A 20,673-nucleotide genomic window follows, 5' to 3' on the forward strand; every position below is an offset into this window, starting at 1 on the left:
AACCTGTCAGGAAAACTCACAGATATCATGAGCCATGACCTTCCCCCGCTGAACGCCCTGCGCGCCTTCGAAGCCACCGCCCGCCTGAACAGCGTCAGCCAGGCTGCGGAGCAACTGCACGTGACTCACGGTGCGGTCAGCCGCCAGCTCAAGGTGCTGGAAGAGCATCTCGGTATCAGTCTTTTCGTCAAGGACGGTCGTGGCCTGAAACTCACAGATGCCGGCATCCGCCTGCGCGATGCCAGCGGCGAGGCGTTCGACCGCTTGCGCAGCGTCTGCGCCGAACTGACCCAAAGCACCGCCGATGCGCCGTTCGTGCTCGGTTGCTCCGGTAGCTTGCTGGCGCGCTGGTTCATTCCGCGACTGGGAAGGCTGAATGCCGATCTGCCGGATTTGCGCCTGCACCTGTCCGCCGGTGAAGGCGATCTCGACCCGCGTCGCCCGGGGCTGGATGCATTGCTGCTGTTCGCCGAACCGCCATGGCCGGCAGACATGCAAGTCTATGAGCTGGCCAGCGAGCGCATCGGCCCGGTCATGAGCCCGCTGTTCAGCGGCTACCAGCGCCTGCAATCGGCACCGCCCATTGCCCTGCTCGATGAACCCTTGCTGCACACGACTTCACGCCCGCAAGCCTGGCCGAGCTGGGCGCAGCAAAGCGGCCTCAACGCCAAGGCGTTGAAGATGGGGCAAGGTTTCGAGCATTTGTATTACTTGCTGGAAGCGGCCGTCGCCGGGCTGGGCGTGGCGATCGCGCCGGAACCGCTGGTGACCGAAGATTTGAAGGCCGGGCGCCTGGTCGCGCCGTGGGGTTTCAGCGAAACCCCGGCGCAACTGGCGTTGTGGCTACCCAAGCGCGCCGCGGACGGGCGCGCCCGGCAATTGGCGCAGTGGCTCAGGAACGAACTGCGCCAGGCGGATCACTCGCCGCGCTTGAACAGCAAGTAAGCGGCCAGCAGACCCAGCGCACCGACCGCCACACCGGCAGTCGTCCACGGGTGTTCCTGCGCGTAATCGCGGGTGGCAATCCCGGTCTCGCGGGTTTTGACTTTGACTTCTTCGTAGGCATCGCTGAGCAGGCTGCGCGAGTGTTTCAGCGCGCTTTCAGCGTTGCTCTTGAGCGCCTTGAGGGTCTTGCGCGACTCGTCAGAAGCGTCGTCCTTCAGGCTTTCCAACGACTTGAGCAGACTCTCGATCTCCGCTTCCATGCTTTGCAACGAGGCTTTGCGTAACGAGGTGTTGGCCATGGTGGCTCTCCTGCATTGTTGATGAGTGGCGTGTGTTGGTTGGGACTTCAGCGTTTCTGGAAAGTGCAGAAAATCTGAACTTCCATTCCCCCAAGTCGCCGAAATCAACACGGCAAATCGCTGCTAGGCTCAATTGCACACTTCAAGGAGAACACCATGAGTGACCATCACACCTACAAGAAAGTCGAGCTGGTCGGTTCGTCCACCAGCAGCATCGAAGACGCCATCAACAATGCGTTGGCCGAGGCCAACAAGAGCATCAAGCATCTGGAATGGTTTGAAGTGACCGAAACCCGCGGCCACATCAAGGATGGCAAGGCTGCCCACTTTCAGGTGACCCTGAAAGTCGGGTTCCGGATTGCCAGCAGCTGAGTTTGGTCTACGCTTCTGAACTTGCGCGCTGGCCGAGTGCCATAGGAATGGCAATGCGCTACGAGGTGAGTGCATCGAGCGAACGGCTCGATGCCCGCCTTAATTAATCCGACCAGGGAGTGCGACCGATGAAGAAGTTGATATTGGCAGTAGGTTTGTTGAGCCTTGCGGGTGGTGCGTTTGCTGCCGGCAAGCCCTGTGAAGAACTGAAGGCCGAGATTGCGGCCAAGCTGGATGCCAAGGGCGTTTCCGGGTATTCGCTGGAGATTGTCGACAAGGGTGCGGCCAGTGGCGGCAAAGTCGTCGGCACCTGTGAAGGCGGCGACAAAGAGATCGTCTACACCCGCGGCTGATCACGCCGGAGAAACAAAAGCCGACGCTATGCGTCGGCTTTTTTGTGCGCGGCTATCGGGCTCAGCCCCTCATGACCTGCGCCAGCAACTCGTAGGAATGCAGGCGATCGGCATGTTCGTAAAGGTCGCAGGTGAAGATCAGCTCATCAGCCTGGGTCTGTTCGATCAGCACTTCGAGTTTCGCGCGGATTTTCTGCGGACTGCCGACCATCGCCAGACCAAGGAAATCACCCACGGCCTCACGCTCGTGGGGCAGCCACAGGCCGTCCATGGTTTTCACCGGTGGGCGCTGCACCAGACTTTGCCCACGCATCAGGGCGAGAATTCGCTGGTACACCGAGGTCGCCAGGTAGTCGGCCTGTTCATCGGTGTCGGCTGCCACCAACGGCACACCGAGCATTACGTACGGCTTGTCGAGCACCGCCGATGGCTTGAAGTGATTGCGGTAGACGCGAATCGCCTCGTGCATGAAACGCGGTGCGAAATGCGAGGCGAAAGCGTAGGGCAAACCGCGCTCACCGGCCAGTTGCGCACTGAACAGACTGGAACCGAGCAGCCAGATCGGCACGTTGGTGCCGGTTCCCGGCATCGCGATCACCCGCTGATCCGGCGTGCGCGGACCTAGAAAGCGCGCCAGCTCAGCCACGTCTTCGGGGAAATCATCAGCACTGCCGGAACGCTCACGACGCAAGGCACGGGCGGTCATCTGATCGGAACCCGGCGCACGGCCCAGGCCGAGGTCGATACGTCCCGGATACAGGCTTTCGAGGGTGCCGAACTGCTCGGCGATCACCAGTGGTGCGTGGTTGGGCAGCATCACGCCGCCAGAGCCGACGCGGATGGTCGACGTGCCGCCGGCCAGGTAGCCCAGCAACACCGAGGTGGCGGAACTGGCGATGCCGTCCATGTTGTGGTGCTCGGCGACCCAGAACCGCGTGTAGCCGAATTTCTCGACATGCTGCGCCAGGTCCAGCGAGTTGCGCAGCGACTGGGCCGGGCTGCCGTTCTCGCGCACCGGCACCAGATCGAGGGTGGAAAATTTTACGTCGGACAGTTGCTTCATAAACCTGCATCTCCGATTGAGGGCGCAGGTGTGTTCTTGGCGAACGCAAACCTGCCCAATTCATAAGCGTGTTCTGTGCAATGAGGGCATATACCCGAGTTTCAATAGCTGATCCGAAATTTCCTACTAAAAAAGTCAACGATTCACTTGGGCTGAACTTTGTTCCGGCGTCTATCCTCAGAAGCCTTGCAGGCAAAAACCACGACGGCGCGGCGTTTCGCGCCCGAATTGAAGGAGGCACACATGTCTATCGTGAAAAAGGCATCCGCGCATTGGGAAGGTGACCTGAAAACCGGCATCGGCTCGATTTCCACCGAAACCGGCGTCCTGCGTGAAGCGCCCTACGGCTTCAAGGCCCGCTTCGAAGGCGGCAAGGGCACCAATCCGGAAGAACTGATCGGCGCCGCCCATGCGGGCTGTTTCTCCATGGCGTTCTCGATGATTCTCGGCGACGCCGGGCTCAAGGCCGACAGCATCGACACCCAGGCCGAGGTCACGCTGGATCAGGTGGATGGCGGCTTTGCAATCACCGCAGTGAAACTGGTCCTCAAGGCAAAAATTCCGGGAGCGACCCAGGCGCAGTTCGAAGAGCTGAGCAACAAGGCCAAGGAAGGTTGCCCGGTGTCCAAGGTGCTGAATGCGAAGATCAGTCTCGACGCATCGCTGGACAGCTGACTGCTTTGAGCCTAATCAGAACCCGCCAGGCAAAAGTGTGGTCGAATAAATGACAGCAGCTTTCGCGCATCTTCGTGCGCGCTGCTTCGATGGAGCTTCAACCATGAAACGTTTTGCCTTGGCGGTTTTTGGTCTGGTACTAGCCAGCTCGGTTTGGGCCGCACCAAAACCCTGTGAAGAACTGAAAGCCGAGATCGAAGCCAAGATCCAGGCTCAGGGAGTGACTTCTTATACGCTCGAGATTGTCACCAACGACGAAGTCCATGATCAGAACATGGTTGTTGGCACCTGCGACAACGGCACAAAAAAGATCATCTATCAGAAGAACGACCGCTGATACGCCTCAGATGATGCAGTTGACTTCGCGATCCTCGGCGACGATTTCCCGCCTTTCGTTGTAAAGGCGGGCACTCGGGGTGAATGCCAGAGAGCGGCCTTCCAGCCTGTAACGCTGCCCTGCCTCGAAATGATCGTAGCGGATGGTCAGGTAGCACAGGCGCTCCACAGGGCCGGTCATCAGGCTGCCGCCTCCGCCGAACACTTCAAAGTCGAAACGCACCCGCAACTCATGGCTGCCGGGCGTAACCTGAAAGAAACGCCCATCAGTCAGTCGCTGGTTGTCGAGACGCTCGGCCATCAGCAACTTACCGCCCGGGGACGGCGTCGAGAACTCGACCCAGGCCATGTTCGGATCGACGGGGGGCAACGGTGTCTGGCAACCGGCGAGCAAGCCTGCGACCAGCAACAGCATCAACGTGCGCATGATGGATGTCCGTGAGTTCGGACATCCAGCATAACGCCGATCAGGTTCGCTGGCAGCCCGCCGGCGTGCCCTGGCCAACCACGTTGCGTTGTTGATCGTAGAGCTTGGCCCACGGGCGGAAACCGATGCTTCCCGCCTGCAACTGATAACGCTGGCCGGCGTTGAAATCCTTGAATTTCACGCTCAACTGACAATCACGCCAAAGCGGCTCGGCATCCGGGCCGATGTTGGTCGCCTCGACCGGGAATTGATAACGCACCCTCAGCTCATGGCTGCCGGGCTGCACTTCGAAGTAACGATGATCGACGGCAGCCTTGTCGTCGACTTCCAGCGCCTGCAGCGCCGTGTCCTGTTGCCGGGCATCCAGATCGATCCAGGCTTGCGAGGGGTCAGGGGTCGGCATTCCGAATCCGGCACAACCGGCCAGCGTCAGCACGCTTCCTGTCAGTATCAACATGCGCATAGCGGAGCTCCAATGGGCGGGATAGTCTTGGGCAGACTTTCCGGGGGGATTTCTTATTTTGATCAGGCCGCTTCCAAGCCATGGGTTACTTGATCGCGTTTTGCGGATTTTGTTTCCGGGTGTGATGATTTTGTTGCTCAACGGTTGCTCAAGCCTGAGCTATTACGGCCAGCTGGCCAGCGGTCAGCTGCAGCTTTTGCGGGCGCGGGAGCCGGTGGCCAAGGTGATCGCCGACCCGACCCGCGACGCCAGACTGCGCACGCACCTAGCCCAGTCCCAGAAAGCCCGGGCCTTCGCCAGCGAACACCTGCACCTGCCGGACAACCAAAGCTATCGCCTCTACGCCGACATCGGTCGGCCGTTTGTCGTGTGGAATGTGTTCGCCACCCCGGAGTTTTCCCTGAGCCCGCAGAACCATTGCTTCCCGATTGCCGGTTGTGTGGCCTATCGCGGCTTTTACAGCCAGAGTGCGGCGCGGGGCGAAGCCGCGATTCAGCGCCTGCAAGGCATGGACGTGTCGATCGGCGGCGTCGAGGCCTATTCGACCCTGGGCTGGTTCAATGACCCGATCCTCAATTCGATGATGGGCTGGGGCGACGAGCGTCTGGCAACGCTGATCTTCCATGAACTGGCTCACCAGCGTTTCTATGTGAAGGACGACACCGAGTTCAACGAGTCCTTCGCGACCTTCGTCGAGCAGGAAGGTACGCGGCAGTGGCGAGCGTTTCGTGGCTTGCCCCCGGAAAACGACTCGAAGCTCAAGCAGCGGGATCAATTCATTCAGTTGATCCTCGATACCCGCTCACGTCTTGAAAAGCTTTATGCACAACCATTGGCGGCAGCGCAGATGCGCGAGCGCAAGGCGGCGGAGTTCGAACGGTTTCGACACGACTACCGAACAATGCGCGATAGCCAGTGGGCCGGCGACAAACGCTATGACGCCTGGGTCAATGCGCCGTTGAACAACGCGCGGCTGTTGCCGTTCGGGCTTTATGACCAGTGGGTGCCGGCGTTTGCGGCGTTGTTCAGGCAGGTCGATGGGGATTGGGTCAGGTTTTACACAGAAGTCGAGAAGTTGGGTGGCTTGCCAGTCGTTGAGCGTAAGTCGGCTCTGAAAGTGCTGGCAGGCTCATAAATCTACTGCGGCTTTTTGGCCCCATCGCGAGCAGGCTCGCTCCCACAGGAAACCGAGTTCCGGTACTGAAACGCGGTCACTGTGAGAGCGGGCTTGCTCGCGAAGGCTATCTGATCAGCGCTGCAAAAATGCCTGATGCAACTGATCCAAAGTCTCGAAGTGATACGCCGGCGCTTCGGCACTCAGCTCTTCATGGCTGCCAAACCCATAACCAACAGCCGCCGCATCCAGACCGTTGCTGCGAGCACCGATCAGGTCGTGCTTGCGGTCACCGATCATCAGCGTGCTGGCCGGGTCCAGCCCTTCCTCGGCGATCAGGTGTGCAATCAGCTCGACCTTGTTGGTGCGAGTGCCATCCAGTTCGCTGCCGTAAATCACCTTGAAGTGTCTGGCGAAATCAAAGTGCCGGGCGATTTCCCGGGCGAACACCCATGGCTTCGACGTCGCGATATACAGCTGCCGGCCTTGGCCGTTCAGGGTTTCCAGCAACGGCGAGACGCCTTCGAACACCCGATTCTCGTAGAGGCCGGTGACCTTGAAGCGCTCGCGGTAGAAATTCACCGCCTCCCACGCCTTAGCTTCATCAAAACCATAAAACTGCATGAATGCCTGCAACAGCGGCGGGCCGATGAAGTGTTCCAGCTTGGTCAGGTCCGGCTCATCGATGCCGAGTTTGCTCAAGGCGAACTGGATGGAACGGGTGATGCCCTCACGCGGATCGGTGAGGGTGCCATCGAGGTCGAACAGTACGGTCTGGTAATGCATGAAAAATCCCGGGCGGTAGAGAGAAAAGTCAGAGCTGGTCGTAGCCTTCAGCCAGATGCAGGTCCTTGAGCTTCACGTAGTTCGCCGCGCTGTAGGTGAAAAAGGCGTTTTCCTTGTCGGTCAGCGGACGAACCTGTTTCACCGGACTGCCCACGTACAGAAATCCGCTTTCCAGGCGCTTGCCCGGCGGCACCAGGCTGCCGGCGCCGATGATCACGTCGTCCTCGACCACCGCGCCGTCCATGACGATGCTGCCCATGCCGATCAATACGCGGCTGCCGACGGTGCAGCCGTGCAGCATGACCTTGTGGGCGATGGTCACGTCATCGCCGATCAGCAGCGGGAAGCCGTCCGGGTTGAACGGGCCGGCGTGGGTGATGTGCAACACGCAGCCGTCCTGCACGCTGGTGCGCGCACCGATGCGGATGCGGTGCATGTCGCCGCGGATCACCGTCAGCGGCCACACGGAGCTGTCTTCGCCGATTTCGACGTCGCCGATCACCACCGCCGAGCCGTCGACAAAAGCGCCTTTGCTCAAGCGTGGGGTTTGATTCTGGTACTTGCGAAGGGACACGATTAGTTCTCTCTCTGTCGCCGATAGCTGCGGTGGGTGTCGATTGTAATTAAGATGGGCGCATGTTTCTTCCAGCCAAGGTGCCAACCGTGAGCGTGAACAACCCTCTTCTGCAGTCCTACGACCTGCCGCCGTTCTCCGCGATCCGTGCCGAACACGTGCAGCCGGCCATCGAAACCATCCTGGCCGACAACCGCGCCGCCATCGCTGAAATCCTCAAGACCCAAGGCCAGACCCCGACCTGGGCCGGGCTGGTGCTGGCGATGGACGAACTCAATGATCGCTTGGGCGCCGCGTGGAGCCCGGTCAGCCACCTCAATGCCGTGTGCAACAGCGCCGAACTGCGTGAAGCCTACGAGTCGTGCCTGCCGGCATTGAGCGCCTATTCCACCGAGATGGGTCAGAACCGCGAGCTGTTCCAGGCTTATGAAGCCCTGGCCAACAGCCCGGAAGCCGCCGGTTTCGACGTGGCGCAGAAAACCATTCTGGAACATGCCCTGCGCGATTTCCGCCTGTCGGGTATCGACCTGCCGGAAGCCGAACAGAAACGCTACGCCGAAGTGCAGAGCAAGCTGTCCGAGCTGGGCAGCCGCTTCTCCAACCAGTTGCTCGACGCCACCCAGGCCTGGACCAAGCACCTGACCGACGAAGCCGCCCTCGCCGGCCTGACCGATTCGGCCAAGGCGCAAATGGCTGCTGCCGCCCAGGCCAAAGGCCTCGACGGCTGGCTGATCACTTTGGAATTCCCGAGCTACTACGCGGTGATGACCTACGCCCAGGACCGCGCGCTGCGTGAAGAAGTCTACGCCGCCTACTGCACCCGTGCGTCGGATCAAGGCCCAAACGCCGGCCAGAACGACAACGGCCCGGTGATGGGCGAAATCCTCGACCTGCGTCAGGAACTGGCCAAACTGCTCGGTTTCTCCAGCTTCTCCGAACTGAGCCTGGCGACCAAAATGGCCGAATCCAGCGATCAGGTGCTGAGCTTCCTGCGCGATCTGGCCAAACGCAGTAAACCGTTCGCCGCCCAGGATCTGCAACAGCTCAAGGCTTACGCCGCCGAGCAGGGCTGCGCCGATCTGCAAAGCTGGGACAGCGGTTTCTACGGTGAAAAACTCCGTGAACAACGCTACAGCGTCGCCCAGGAAACCCTGCGCGCCTACTTCCCGATCGACAAAGTGCTGGGCGGTCTGTTCGCCATCGTTCAGCGTCTGTACGGCATCGAAATCGCCGAACTGAAAGGCTTCGACACCTGGCACCCGGATGTACGCCTGTTCGAAATCAAGGAAAACGGCCAGCACGTCGGCCGCTTCTTCTTCGACCTCTATGCCCGCGCGAACAAGCGTGGCGGCGCGTGGATGGACGGCGCCCGCGACCGTCGCCGCACCGTCGACGGCGTGCTGCAAAGCCCGGTGGCCAACCTGGTGTGCAACTTCACCCCGGCCGACAGCGGCAAGCCTGCGCTGCTGACCCACGATGAAGTGACCACCCTGTTCCACGAATTCGGCCACGGCCTGCATCACCTGCTGACCCGCGTCGAGCATGCCGGCGTGTCCGGCATCAACGGCGTGGCGTGGGACGCGGTCGAGCTGCCAAGCCAGTTCATGGAGAACTGGTGCTGGGAGCCGGAAGGTCTCGCGCTGATCTCCGGCCACTACGAAACCGGCGAGCCGCTACCGCAGGATCTGCTGGAAAAAATGCTCGCGGCGAAGAACTTCCAGTCCGGCCTGATGATGGTGCGCCAACTGGAGTTCTCGCTGTTCGACTTCGAACTGCACGCCACCCACGGTGACGGCCGCAGCGTCGCGCAGGTGCTCGAAGGCGTGCGCAACGAAGTCTCGGTGATGCGTCCTCCGGCCTACAACCGCTTCCCGAACAGCTTTGCCCACATCTTCGCCGGCGGTTACGCGGCGGGTTACTACAGCTACAAGTGGGCGGAAGTGCTGTCGGCGGATGCCTTCTCCAAATTCGAAGAAGACGGCGTGCTGAATGCCGACACCGGTCGCGCCTTCCGCGAAGCGATCCTCGCCCGCGGTGGTTCGCAGGCGCCGATGGTGCTGTTCGTCGACTTCCGTGGCCGTGAGCCGTCGATTGACGCACTCTTGCGCCACAGCGGCCTGAGTGAGGACGCGGCAGCATGAGTGAGGCACCCGTGAAGACCAAAAAACGCTTTATCGCCGGGGCGGTCTGCCCGGCGTGCAGCGAGCCGGACAAACTGATGATGTGGAGCGAGGACGATGTCCCGCACCGTGAATGCGTGGCGTGCGGTTACAGCGACACGCTCAATGCCCAAGGGCTGTCGGTGCCGAAAGAGCTGGGCACGCGGGTCAACACCAGCGCGCTCAAGCCTGCCCCGGACAAGACGGTTCAGGCAGTGCAGTTCTTCCCGAATCCGAAGCTGAAGAAAAAGCCTGACGAGCAGCACTGATCCTCAACCACCTTCCCCGATTCGTCGGTGGAAGGTGGTATTGGCTTAACACCTGTCCCCCGCACTTGCTTCATAGGCTGGCCCCTTTGCGCCACGCCTCGAAGGAAGCTGCCATGCCCGACACCAATCCCCTCCTGCAACATTGGACGCTGCCACCCTGGCCAGCGATTCGCGCCGAGCATCTCGTGCCGGCAGTCAACCGCATCATTGCCGACAATCGACACATCATCGCCCAAGTGATCGCCAGTCAGTCCGAACATCCCGGCTGGGACGATCTGGTGCTGAGCATCGACGAAGCCGATGCCCGCCTCGGTGAAGTCCGCTCGATTCTCGAAACGTTGTCGATGGTCAGGTCCGACGATCCCACCTGGCTCGTGGAAAGCGCCAAGGCGCATCTGGCGATCAATCAGTATCGCTCTGAAAAAGCCCGCAATCGCCGGTTGTACGAGACCTATCAGCGTTTGGCGCAGAGTTCGATCGCCGGCAGTTTCGATGAGTCGCGCAACATCGCACTGGCGCGGATTCTGCGCCGATTCAAGCAGTCGGGCATCGAGCTTCCTACTGAACAGCAACAGGAGCTGGCGCGGTTGAACCTCGAGATCGGCGGGTTGGAGCACGTATTTCTGGACAACCTCGAGCGCTGGACCGAGGCGTGGAGCAAGCGTGTCGACGACATTGCGCTGCTCGCAGGCTTGTCGCCGGCGATGAAGGATCGTCTGGCGCGCGCCGCACGCGAGGCCGGGCATGACGGCTGGCTGATCCGCCTGGACCAGAACACCTGCCAGCACATCCTCAAGTACGCCGAAAACCGCGCCTTGCGGGAGGAATGCTATGTGGCCTACCTGACCCGTGCCTCTGATCAGGGCCCACTGGCCGGACGCTTCGATAACGGCCCGGTGTTGACCAAGCTGCTCGCCTTTCGCCAGCAGAAAGCCCGTTTGCTCGGTCATGAAAACGCCGCGCAACTGAGTCTGGCCAAACACAGCGCCCGGACGACGGCGTGGGTCAGTGGTTTTCTCCAGCGTCAGGCGGCGCAGCTGGCTCCGGCCCTCGTGCAGGATGCAGAACAACTGGCGGCCTTTGCGCAGCAATGCGGGATCGACCGGGTCCAGCCGTGGGATGAAGATTTCCTCGCCGAACAATGGCGCCAGCAGCAGTTTCCCGGCGCACTGAAAAACCTGCGTGATTACTTCCCACTCGAAGGCACCCTGCGCAGGCTCTTTCTGTTCTGTGAACGGATGTTCGGGATCCGCATCGTCGAGCAGTCCGGCGGCGGGCATTGGCATGACGATGTGCGCCTGCTGGAAATCAGCGAGCATGAACAGGTCATCGGCTACATCTACCTTGACCCGTTTCACCGCGACAAGGCGGTGGACTTCCCCGGCACCACCACACTGCGCAATCGCCGGATCAACGCCGAAGGTCGCCCGGCGCTGCCGATTGCCCTGCTCCACAGCAATTTCACACTGCCCACCGATACCCATCCGTGCCGCCTCGAAATCGACGATCTTCGGGTGCTTTTCCATGAGTTTGGCCACTGCCTCCAGCACGTGTTGACGCGTTCGCCCCATTACACGCTGTCCGGCATCCTGCAATTGGGGCATGAAGCGGCAGAGTTTTCCGGGCAATTGTTTGAGCAATGGTGTCAGTCGCGCGAGTTTGTGCTGTGGCTCGGTGCCCATTTTCAGACCGGCGAGCGCTTGAGCGCCGCACGGGTCGACGCGGCTCTGTCAGCCAGTCAGGCCCATTCCAGCCGGCAACAGGCCTTGTTGCTGATGGGGGCGATGATTGACTTCGAACTGCACTTGACCCACGGCGATGGACGCTCGGTCGAAGAGGTTTGCGACGATGTGCAGCGCACTCTGACTCATCTGCAATTACCGGACGATCACCGGTTCGCCAATGGTTTCGATTACATGGTGACCCAGTACGACGCTTCGGTTTACGCCTATGTCTGGTCGAACATGCTGGCCCAGGAAGCATTCAAGCGCTTCAGCCGCGAGTGGGTGTTCAACGCGCAGACCGGTCGTGAGTTTCGCGCAACGTTCTTTACACCGGGTGCGGGGCGTCCGCTCCTGGATGCGGTTGAAGCGTTCATCGGCCGGCCAGTCGCCGGCCTCGTTAATGAGGAGGCCGGAAGGGTTACTTCAGATTGACCGTCTGAAACCAGCTCTTCATCGAGCACGTAGCAAACGCGCTGGTACTGCAATCGCCATTGGCCAGCGCGGTGCGCAACTTGTCGACATCGACCTGCATCACGTAACGCACGCTGTCGCGGAAGTGACCACTTTCACCAAAGCCGCCCTGGGTCATTTCGTTCAGGGCATCCTCCTTGCTCCAGCCCTGCACGACGATCCGGTACATCGCCGCCATCAGGCCGGTGCGATCGGAGCCATGCTTGCAGTGCATCAACACCGGGCCGTCGGCTTCGGCGGCTTGAATCGCACGCAGGGTCTTGAGCACATCACTGTCGTCCACGTGATTGGTGCGATAGGGCAATTGCACCTGATGGATACCGGGGGCCTTCAGCCAGCTGGAATCCGCTTCCGGCAGAAAATTGATGACGGTGGCCACCTTCAGGTTGTTCAGCAACGGCACCGCGCCGTCATCAGGGAGCGCGCTGCGATACAGCGTGGGCGACATCTGGAACAGGTTGTATTGCACCTCTACCGGTTGCGCCCACTCGACGGGACGGGAAGCCGGGGTTTGCGCAGCCTGAGCTGGAATCCAGCTGAACAGGGCCAGCAGCGATAAACAGAAAGCGGAGGAAAAACGCGTCAGGAACATGCTTTACGGCGACCGTGTGGGTTTCGTCAGTGAAGGCCGCAGCTTGCGAGCTTCGCGGTCAAATCCGCGTGAGGCGCTTGTAAAAGAATCGTGAATACCGCGGTTCCCTTGATCGAAAGCGCTGTTTTTTTGGCTGAATCGGTTCATCCCGTTGCTTAGCCTGCTACCATTTGTCACATCATGTTGCAGACGCGTCCCCTTTCTCCCGGTCATTCCGGCCACGTCGCAGCCAGAAAATTCTTGAGCCGTTCGCAGAAACGGCTGACAACCATCAATGCCTGATGAGGTGCATCACCATGTCTGATGAAGATCGAGACAACCCGCGGCGTGAGTTTTTGCGCAAATCCCTGACCCTGATTCCAGTGGTTACCCTCGCCGGCAGCGGACTCGGCAGCACTGTGCTGCAAGCCGCGCCGGAAAGTGCGCCTGCCACGCCCCCGGCGAAACCGGCCGCCGTTGAAGCCAGTACCTATCAGCCAAGCTATTTCACTGCCGAAGAGTGGGCGTTCATCAATGCCGCTGTCGCGCAATTGATCCCCAACGATGCGCAAGGCCCTGGGGCACTCGAGGCCGGCGTGCCGGAATACATCGACCGTCAGATGAACACGCCGTATGCCGCCGGTGCCCTTTGGTACATGCAGGGCCCGTTCAATGCCGACGCCGCGCCGGAGATGGGCTGGCAGAGCAAACTGGTCCCGAAAGAAATCTATCGTCTCGGCATCGCCGCCACGGATCAGTGGGCAAAATCCCTCAACGGTAAAACATTTGCCGAGCAAGACAGCGCTACCCGAGACGATCTGCTCAAGCAGCTCGAAGCCGGGAAACCGCAATTCGACAGCGTTCCGGCGAAGATTTTCTTCAGCCTGCTGCTGCAAAACACCAAGGAAGGGTTCTTCTGCGACCCGATCCATGGCGGCAATAAAGGCATGGTCGGCTGGACCATGATCGGCTTCCCCGGCGCCCGCGCCGATTTCATGGATTGGGTGGAACGCAACGAGCAGTACCCCTTCCCGGCAGTTTCGATTCGCGGCGAGAGGGCGTGAGCATGGCAACGGTAATGAAAAAGGTCGACGCAGTGATCGTCGGTTTCGGCTGGACGGGCGCGATCATGGCCAAGGAGCTCACCGAAGCGGGGCTGAACGTGCTGGCACTGGAACGCGGGCCGATGCAGGACACCTACCCGGACGGCAACTATCCACAGGTGATCGACGAACTCACCTACAGCGTGCGGAAAAAACTCTTCCAGGACGTTTCCAAGGAAACCGTCACCATCCGCCACAGCATCAACGACATCGCCCTGCCGAATCGCCAGTTGGGCGCGTTCCTGCCCGGCAATGGCGTGGGCGGCGCCGGGCTGCACTGGTCGGGCGTGCACTTTCGAGTCGACCCGATCGAGTTGCGCATGCGCAGCCACTACGAAGAGCGCTACGGCAAAAGCTTCATCCCCAAGGACATGACCATCCAGGACTTCGGCGTCAGCTATGAAGAACTGGAACCGTTCTTCGATTTCGCCGAAAAAGTCTTCGGCACCTCCGGCCAGGCCTGGACCGTGAAAGGCCAACTGGTCGGCCAGGGCAAGGGCGGCAACCCGTACGCACCGGATCGCTCGAACCCGTTCCCGCTGGAAGCGCAGAAAAACACGGTTTCCGCACAGCTGTTCGGCAAAGCGGCTACCGAAGTCGGTTACAAACCCTACAACCTGCCTTCCGCCAATACTTCAGGGCCGTACACCAACCCCTACGGCGCGCAGATGGGCCCGTGCAATTTCTGCGGTTTCTGCAGCGGTTATGTTTGCTACATGTATTCCAAGGCGTCGCCGAACGTGAACATTCTGCCGGCGCTGAAGCCGCTGCCGAATTTCGAACTGCGCCCTAACGCTCATGTGCTGCGGGTTAACCTCGACAGTACGAAAACCAAAGCCACCGGCGTCACTTACGTCGACGGCCAGGGCCGCGAGATCGAACAACCGGCGGACCTGGTGATCCTCGGCGCATTCCAGTTGCACAACGTGCGTCTGATGCTGCTCTCCGGCATCGGCAAACCCTACGACCCGGTCAGCGGTGAAGGCGTGGTCGGGCGCAACTTCGCCTACCAGAACATGGCCACCATCAAGGCGTTCTTCGACAAGGACACCCACACCAACAACTTCATCGGTGCCGGCGGCAACGGTGTGGCGGTGGATGACTTCAACGCCGACAACTTCGACCACGGGCCTCACGGTTTCGTCGGTGGCTCGCCGATGTGGGTCAACCAGGCCGGCAGCCGACCGATCGCCGGCACCTCCAACCCGCCCGGTACTCCGGCCTGGGGCAGTGCGTGGAAACGCGCGACCGCCGATTACTACACCCACCAGGTGTCGATGGACGCCCACGGCGCACATCAGTCCTACCGTGGCAACTACCTCGATCTGGATCCGGTGTACCGCGATGCCTACGGCATGCCGCTGCTGCGGATGACGTTCGACTGGCAGGAAAACGACATCAAGATGAACCGCTTCATGGTCGAGAAAATGGGCAAGATCGCCGAAGCCATGGGCCCGAAAGCCATTGCCGTGATCGGCAAGAAAGTCGGCGACCACTTCAACAGCGCCTCGTACCAGACCACCCACCTCAACGGTGGCGCGATCATGGGCACCGATCCGAAGACCAGCGCGCTGAACCGTTACTTGCAGAGCTGGGACGTGCACAACGTATTCGTTCCGGGTGCCTCGGCGTTCCCGCAAGGGCTGGGTTACAACCCGACCGGGCTGGTCGCCGCGTTGACCTACTGGTCGGCGAAAGCGATTCGCGAGCAGTACCTGAAAAACCCCGGCCCGCTGGTTCAGGCTTAAGGAGCGATGACCATGAAGACTCTCGTTATCGCGACCCTCGCGCTGCTCGGCAGCACGGCCGCTCACGGCGCCGAAGTTGATCAATCCTTGATCAAGCAAGGCGAATACCTCGCTCGTGCCGGCGACTGCGTGGCCTGCCACACGGCCAAGGATGGCAAGCCGTTCGCCGGTGGCCTGCCGATGGAAACCCCGATCGGCACGATCTACTCGACCAACATCACCCCGGATAAAACCGGTGTCGGTGACTACAGTTTCGAGGATTTCGACCAGGCCGTGCGCCATGGCGTGGCCAAAAACGGCACGACCCTATACCCGGCGATGCCGTACCCGTCCTACGCCCGTGTCAGCGAAACCGACATGCGGGCGCTCTACGCCTACTTCATGCATGGCGTTGCACCGGTGGCGCAAGAGAACAAGGCCAGTGACATCCCGTGGCCATTGAGCATGCGCTGGCCGCTGATGGGCTGGCGCTGGCTGTTCGCGCCAAAGGTCGAGGACTACAAACCCGCGTCGGACGATGCCGTCGTCAGCCGTGGGGCGTATCTGGTGGAAGGCCTCGGACATTGCGGCGCCTGCCATACGCCACGGGCCCTGACCATGCAGGAAAAATCCCTGAGCGCGGCCGAAGGCAGCAGTTTTCTGTCAGGCAGCGCGCCGCTGGAGGGCTGGATCGCCAAAAGTTTGCGCGGTGACCACAAGGACGGTCTCGGCAGCTGGAGCGAAGAACAACTGGTGCAGTTTCTCAAGACCGGTCGCAGCGACCGCAGCGCAGTGTTCGGCGGCATGAGCGACGTGGTCACCCACAGCATGCAGTACATGACCGACGCCGACCTGACCGCGATTGCCCGTTACCTGAAATCGCTGCCGGCCAATGATCCTGCCGACCAGCCGCACCAGTACGACGAGAAAGCCGCCAAGGCCTTGTGGAACGGTGATGACAGTCAGCGTGGCGCGTCGGTGTACATCGACAACTGCGCCGCCTGCCATCGCACCGACGGCCATGGCTACACCCGGGTGTTCCCGGCGTTGGCAGGTAATCCGGTGTTGCAATCGGACGACCCGACCTCGCTGATTCACATCGTGCTCAAGGGCGGCACTCTACCTGCGACGCACGCCGCGCCATCGACCTTCACAATGCCGGGTTTCGCCTGGCGACTGTCGGATCAGGAAGTGGCCGATGTGGTGAGCTTCATCCGTGGCAGTTGGGGCAACAAGGGCGCGCCGGTCAAGGCCGCTGACGTGACCCAGTTGCGCAAGGACGATATGAAGCAAACCTCGAACGATGACCTCGGCCAGGTGACACAGCACAACTGACTGTTCGCCCAACGGCACTAGTCAGACCGACAGCGCCTCGATACTGTATATGCACACAGTATCGAGGCATTGCCATGTCCACCCCTCTTCCTCCGCGCGGTCGCGGCACCGCCACCAACCCGCACAACCGCTTCGCGCCGAGTCGTTCGGTGGCCGAGGATGACGGCTGGTATCAGGAAGTGCCACTGACTCAGGGCACCGAAGTCAGCTTCGAAACCGCGAAGACCATCATCACCCGCAACACCTCGCCGGACCTGCCCTTCGACCGTTCGATCAACCCCTATCGCGGCTGCGAGCACGGCTGCATTTATTGCTATGCACGGCCCAGCCACGCTTATTGGGACATGTCGCCGGGGCTGGATTTCGAAACCAAACTGATCGCCAAAACCAACGCCGCACAGCTACTGGAAGAACAGCTGGGGAAAAAAGGCTATCAATGTGCGCCGATCAACCTCGGATCCAACACCGATCCCTATCAGCCGATCGAACGCGAACACCGGATCACCCGCCAGACCCTCGAAGTACTGCTGCGCTACCGGCATCCGGTGACGATCGTCACCAAGGGCTCGCTGATCCTGCGCGACCTCGACCTGCTCACCGAACTGGCACAACAGCGGCTGGTGGCGGTGATGATCAGCCTCACCACCCTGGACGACGAACTCAAACGCATCCTCGAACCCCGCGCCGCCGCACCCAAGGCCCGGTTGCGGGCGATCCGGGTGATGCGCGAGGCGGGGATTCCGGTGGGCGTGTTGTGTTCGCCGATGATTCCGATGATCAACGACAGCGAAATCGAAAGCCTGCTGACCGAGGCCCACGCGGCCGGCGCCCAGAGCGCGGCCTACATGATGCTGCGCCTGCCGATGGAGGTGGCGCCGCTGTTCGAGGAATGGCTCGAGGCGCACTACCCGCAGCGTGCGGCGCATGTGCTGAGCCTGATCCGCCAGAGCCGTGGCGGCGAGCTGTACGACAGCCGTTTCGGTGCCCGGATGCGCGGCGAGGGGCCGTTTGCCGACCTGCTCGCCCAGCGCTTCGCCAAAGCATTGAAACGTCTTGGGCTCAATCACCGCGAAGGCTACAACCTCGACTGCACGGCCTTCTGTCCGCCGGGTCGTCAGATGGCGCTGATTTAGCGACAATTGGCCCATGGTTGAGAGGAAGGAATGCTTGACCCGGTTTACGCCGGTCACACATTTTGTGACCTGGAACACACGTTCTAGAGCGCTTCATTCAGTTTGAGTTAAGTTTCGGCAGTTACCTTGCTCATCGAGTGACTGACGGGTCGGGATGACCCGGATGTTCTAAACAGCCACTGGCTTCACACCGGAATACACGGGAACGACTCCCCGAATCCGCCAATGAGGATGAATCATGAGTGACAAGGATAAACAGCCGTTGGCTGCGTCGGCGCAAGCCGCCCCTGTGGCGGAATCCGCCGATGCAGCGTTGAAGCGTATCGTTGACGGCTTTTTGCATTTTCATCATGAGGTCTTTCCGCAGCAGGAAGAACTCTTCAAGAAACTCGCCACGGCCCAATCGCCACGGGCCATGTTCATCACCTGCGCCGACTCGCGCATCGTTCCTGAACTGATCACCCAGAGTTCGCCCGGCGATCTGTTCGTGACCCGTAACGTCGGCAACGTCGTGCCACCCTACGGCCAGATGAACGGCGGCGTTTCCACCGCCATCGAATATGCGGTACTGGCCCTCGGCGTGCAGCACATCATCATTTGCGGCCACTCCGACTGCGGCGCCATGCGTGCGGTACTCAATCCGGACAGCCTGGAAAAGATGCCGACGGTCAAAGCCTGGCTGCGCCACGCCGAAGTCGCGAAAACCATGGTGCATGACAACTGCAACTGCGCCGACGAAAAAGAAAGCATGCCGATCCTCACCGAGGAAAACGTCATCGCCCAACTGCAGCACTTGCGTACCCATCCTTCGGTAGCCTCGCGCATGGCGAACGGTCATCTGTTCATCCATGGCTGGGTCTACAACATCGAAACCAGCGAAATCAAAGCTTACGACGCGGATCAGGGATGCTTCCTGCCGCTCGACGGCAGCCATCCGATTCCGGTGGCGACGCCCAAAGCGCGCTTCTAAATCCTCCTTAAAATCCGTGTGGTTTGACGCCGGCCGCTGTTTCAGCGGCCAGGCCTTGCCACGCCTGAAGAAAACTTCGGGAGTATCGCCATGCGTGCGGCTCAATTGAAAGCTGTGTTGCCACGGGAGCTGCTCGCTTCGGTGGTTGTGTTTCTGGTCGCGTTGCCGCTGTGCATGGGCATTGCCATTGCGTCAGGGCTGCCGCCGGCCAAAGGCCTGATCACCGGGATCATCGGCGGTCTGGTGGTGGGCTGGCTGGCGGGGTCGCCGTTGCAGGTCAGCGGTCCGGCGGCGGGTCTGGCGGTGCTGGTGTTCGAGCTGGTACGCCAGCATGGCATCGAAATGCTCGGGCCGATCCTGCTGCTCGCCGGTTTCCTGCAACTGGTAGCGGGACGCCTGAAGCTCGGATGCTGGTTCCGGGTCACGGCGCCAGCGGTGGTGTACGGCATGCTTGCCGGTATCGGCGTGCTGATCGTGCTGTCACAGGTGCATGTGATGCTTGACGCGTCACCGAAACCCTCTGGTCTGGACAATCTGACGGCATTCCCCGGCGCAGTGGCGCAGGCGTTGCCGTCCTTTGGCTGGCAGGCCGGGCTGCTCGGGCTGTCGACCATCGCGGTGATGTGGCTGTGGGAAAAATTCCGCCCGCATTCGCTGCGTTTCATTCCCGGCGCGCTGCTCGGGGTCGGGCTGGCGACAGGTGCCAGCCTTTTGCTGGCGCTGCAAGTCAAGCGGGTTGAAGTGCCGGCGAATCTGGCCGAAGCCATCGACTGGCTGAAACCGGCGGACCTGCTCAGCCTTGCTGACCCGACGCTGCTGATCGCCGCGTTCGCTGTCGCCTTCATCGCCAGCGCCGAAACCCTGCTGTCCGCCGCCGCAGTGGATCGCATGCACAGTGGCGCGCGTTCGGACTTCGACCGTGAGCTGTCGGCGCAAGGCGTCGGCAACATGCTTTGCGGTCTGGTCGGCGCGCTGCCGATGACCGGGGTGATCGTACGCAGTTCGGCCAACGTCCAGGCCGGCGCCACCACGCGCTACTCGACGATTTTCCATGGCCTGTGGCTGCTGGCGTTCGTGCTGTTGCTGTCGAGTGTACTGCAGAGCATTCCGGTGGCGAGTCTGGCGGGCGTTCTGGTCTACACCGGTTTCAAACTGGTGGATCTCAAGGCGTTCCGTGGTCTGGGGCGTTATGGCCGGATGCCGATGTTCACCTACGCCGCCACGGCGCTGGCGATCATCTTCACCGACCTGTTGACGGGCGTATTGATCGGTTTCGGCCTGACTTTGTTGAAACTGGCGTTCAAGGCCTCGCGCCTGAAAATCAGCCTGATCGATCTGCCGCAGGAAGGGGAAATGGAGTTGCGTCTGGTGGGCGCCGCGACGTTCCTCAAGGTGCCGGCGCTGACTCAGGTACTGGGCAGCATTCCGCCGGGCACGACGGTGCATGTGCCACTCAACAACCTGAGCTACATCGACCATTCGTGTCTGGAACTGCTTGAAGAGTGGGGCCGGGCGAATGCGGCCAAGGGGGCGAAACTGTTGATCGAGTCGCGCGGGTTGAAGCGACGGCTCGAGGGACGGATCCGCACCACCACCGGGATCGGTGCTGCTGGCTAAAAACCTGACGTGGAAATACCCCTGTGGGAGCGGGCTTGCTCGCGAAATCGGTGGATCAGTCGATATTGATTTTGACTGACACAGCGCTTTCGCGAGCAAGCCCGCTTGTATGTTTAGACTTGAAGGGGTGGGCGGGACTAAAAGCTCGATTCCGACTCTAGCCAGTACGGACCGTGGGAGACTTCTC

22 protein-coding genes are annotated in these 20,673 nt (G+C 61.0%); 15 read left to right on the plus strand and 7 right to left on the minus strand.

Annotated features, from left to right (window positions below):
* The first annotated feature begins 27 nt into the window (after positions 1-27).
* Complete coding sequence (locus tag CAG25_RS27940) at positions 28-945, plus strand: LysR family transcriptional regulator (RefSeq protein WP_085613555.1); 918 nt, start codon at positions 28-30, stop codon at positions 943-945.
* On the opposite strand, the gene CAG25_RS27945 is transcribed toward CAG25_RS27940, so the two are convergent.
* A complete protein-coding gene (locus CAG25_RS27945) occupies positions 918-1,244 on the minus strand; it encodes a YqjD family protein (RefSeq protein WP_011331820.1) in 327 nt (108 codons plus the stop codon). The genes CAG25_RS27940 and CAG25_RS27945 overlap by 28 nt on opposite strands.
* A gap of 156 nt (positions 1,245-1,400) precedes the next feature.
* On the opposite strand from CAG25_RS27945, the gene CAG25_RS27950 reads away from it, so the two are divergent.
* Positions 1,401-1,616 (plus strand): dodecin, encoded by a 216-nt coding sequence (locus CAG25_RS27950; RefSeq protein WP_007953919.1) that lies wholly within the window; start codon positions 1,401-1,403, stop codon positions 1,614-1,616.
* Between the two features lie 128 nt (positions 1,617-1,744).
* Positions 1,745-1,969: a DUF1161 domain-containing protein gene (locus CAG25_RS27955; protein WP_085613556.1), complete on the plus strand. Its 225-nt coding sequence runs from the start codon at positions 1,745-1,747 to the stop codon at positions 1,967-1,969.
* A gap of 61 nt (positions 1,970-2,030) precedes the next feature.
* Here CAG25_RS27955 and CAG25_RS27960 read toward each other — a convergent pair whose 3' ends face one another.
* The gene (locus CAG25_RS27960) at positions 2,031-3,032 is read right to left on the minus strand and encodes an LLM class flavin-dependent oxidoreductase (protein ID WP_064592540.1); all 1,002 of its coding nucleotides are present in this window, start codon (positions 3,030-3,032) and stop codon (positions 2,031-2,033) included.
* Between the two features lie 243 nt (positions 3,033-3,275).
* Here CAG25_RS27960 and CAG25_RS27965 point away from each other — a divergent pair, with 243 nt between their 5' ends.
* Positions 3,276-3,707 carry an OsmC family protein gene (locus CAG25_RS27965; RefSeq protein ID WP_085613557.1) on the plus strand — a complete coding sequence of 144 codons (432 nt, stop codon included), beginning with the start codon at positions 3,276-3,278 and terminating at the stop codon, positions 3,705-3,707.
* A 103-nt stretch (positions 3,708-3,810) separates the two neighbouring features.
* Positions 3,811-4,044, plus strand: coding sequence for a DUF1161 domain-containing protein (locus tag CAG25_RS27970; RefSeq protein ID WP_085613558.1), 234 nt, complete (start codon positions 3,811-3,813; stop codon positions 4,042-4,044).
* Positions 4,045-4,050: 6 nt separating this feature from the next.
* Here CAG25_RS27970 and CAG25_RS27975 read toward each other — a convergent pair whose 3' ends face one another.
* On the minus strand, positions 4,051-4,470 hold the full coding sequence (locus CAG25_RS27975) for a hypothetical protein (RefSeq protein ID WP_064592536.1): 420 nt from the start codon (positions 4,468-4,470) through the stop codon (positions 4,051-4,053).
* Positions 4,471-4,510: 40 nt separating this feature from the next.
* Positions 4,511-4,933 carry a hypothetical protein gene (locus tag CAG25_RS27980; protein WP_085613559.1) on the minus strand — a complete coding sequence of 141 codons (423 nt, stop codon included), beginning with the start codon at positions 4,931-4,933 and terminating at the stop codon, positions 4,511-4,513.
* A gap of 58 nt (positions 4,934-4,991) precedes the next feature.
* On the opposite strand from CAG25_RS27980, the gene CAG25_RS27985 reads away from it, so the two are divergent.
* On the plus strand, positions 4,992-6,068 hold the full coding sequence (locus CAG25_RS27985) for an aminopeptidase (RefSeq protein WP_085613560.1): 1,077 nt from the start codon (positions 4,992-4,994) through the stop codon (positions 6,066-6,068).
* 114 nt (positions 6,069-6,182) lie between these two features.
* On the opposite strand, the gene CAG25_RS27990 is transcribed toward CAG25_RS27985, so the two are convergent.
* Positions 6,183-6,833, minus strand: coding sequence for an HAD family hydrolase (locus tag CAG25_RS27990; RefSeq protein ID WP_085613561.1), 651 nt, complete (start codon positions 6,831-6,833; stop codon positions 6,183-6,185).
* A gap of 28 nt (positions 6,834-6,861) precedes the next feature.
* Complete coding sequence (locus tag CAG25_RS27995; protein WP_064592524.1) at positions 6,862-7,407, minus strand: gamma carbonic anhydrase family protein; 546 nt, start codon at positions 7,405-7,407, stop codon at positions 6,862-6,864.
* A gap of 62 nt (positions 7,408-7,469) precedes the next feature.
* Here CAG25_RS27995 and prlC point away from each other — a divergent pair, with 62 nt between their 5' ends.
* The 3 genes from prlC (at position 7,470) to CAG25_RS28010 (ending at position 11,991) form a co-directional block, all read left to right on the plus strand.
* Positions 7,470-9,548, plus strand: coding sequence for an oligopeptidase A (gene prlC, locus CAG25_RS28000; protein ID WP_178076505.1), 2,079 nt, complete (start codon positions 7,470-7,472; stop codon positions 9,546-9,548).
* Positions 9,545-9,835 carry a YheV family putative zinc ribbon protein gene (locus CAG25_RS28005; protein ID WP_007953955.1) on the plus strand — a complete coding sequence of 97 codons (291 nt, stop codon included), beginning with the start codon at positions 9,545-9,547 and terminating at the stop codon, positions 9,833-9,835. Before prlC ends, CAG25_RS28005 begins: the two co-directional genes overlap by 4 nt.
* Before the next feature lie 113 nt (positions 9,836-9,948).
* Positions 9,949-11,991, plus strand: coding sequence for a M3 family metallopeptidase (locus tag CAG25_RS28010; protein ID WP_085613562.1), 2,043 nt, complete (start codon positions 9,949-9,951; stop codon positions 11,989-11,991).
* Here CAG25_RS28010 and CAG25_RS28015 read toward each other — a convergent pair.
* Positions 11,978-12,622, minus strand: a complete 645-nt coding sequence (locus CAG25_RS28015; protein ID WP_064592520.1) for a dual specificity protein phosphatase family protein — start codon at positions 12,620-12,622, stop codon at positions 11,978-11,980. The two genes, CAG25_RS28010 and CAG25_RS28015, sit on opposite strands and share 14 nt — an antisense overlap.
* Before the next feature lie 296 nt (positions 12,623-12,918).
* On the opposite strand from CAG25_RS28015, the gene CAG25_RS28020 reads away from it, so the two are divergent.
* From CAG25_RS28020 to CAG25_RS28045, 6 genes are all read left to right on the plus strand, one after another.
* Entirely contained in the window at positions 12,919-13,665 is a 747-nt protein-coding gene (locus CAG25_RS28020) for a gluconate 2-dehydrogenase subunit 3 family protein (RefSeq protein ID WP_085613563.1), read from the plus strand.
* Positions 13,666-13,667: 2 nt separating this feature from the next.
* A complete protein-coding gene (locus CAG25_RS28025; protein WP_085613564.1) occupies positions 13,668-15,452 on the plus strand; it encodes a GMC family oxidoreductase in 1,785 nt (594 codons plus the stop codon).
* A 12-nt stretch (positions 15,453-15,464) separates the two neighbouring features.
* Positions 15,465-16,766, plus strand: a complete 1,302-nt coding sequence (locus CAG25_RS28030) for a cytochrome c (protein ID WP_085613565.1) — start codon at positions 15,465-15,467, stop codon at positions 16,764-16,766.
* A 74-nt stretch (positions 16,767-16,840) separates the two neighbouring features.
* Complete coding sequence (locus tag CAG25_RS28035) at positions 16,841-17,899, plus strand: PA0069 family radical SAM protein (RefSeq protein ID WP_085613566.1); 1,059 nt, start codon at positions 16,841-16,843, stop codon at positions 17,897-17,899.
* A 238-nt stretch (positions 17,900-18,137) separates the two neighbouring features.
* The gene (locus CAG25_RS28040; protein ID WP_064592510.1) at positions 18,138-18,869 is read left to right on the plus strand and encodes a carbonic anhydrase; all 732 of its coding nucleotides are present in this window, start codon (positions 18,138-18,140) and stop codon (positions 18,867-18,869) included.
* Positions 18,870-18,959: 90 nt separating this feature from the next.
* Positions 18,960-20,486 (plus strand): SulP family inorganic anion transporter, encoded by a 1,527-nt coding sequence (locus CAG25_RS28045; protein ID WP_064592507.1) that lies wholly within the window; start codon positions 18,960-18,962, stop codon positions 20,484-20,486.
* Positions 20,487-20,673: the final 187 nt, after the last annotated feature.

The sequence above is a fragment of the Pseudomonas sp. B16(2017) genome, assembly GCF_002113205.1.
In the GTDB taxonomy this organism is placed as follows: domain Bacteria; phylum Pseudomonadota; class Gammaproteobacteria; order Pseudomonadales; family Pseudomonadaceae; genus Aquipseudomonas; species Aquipseudomonas pharyngis.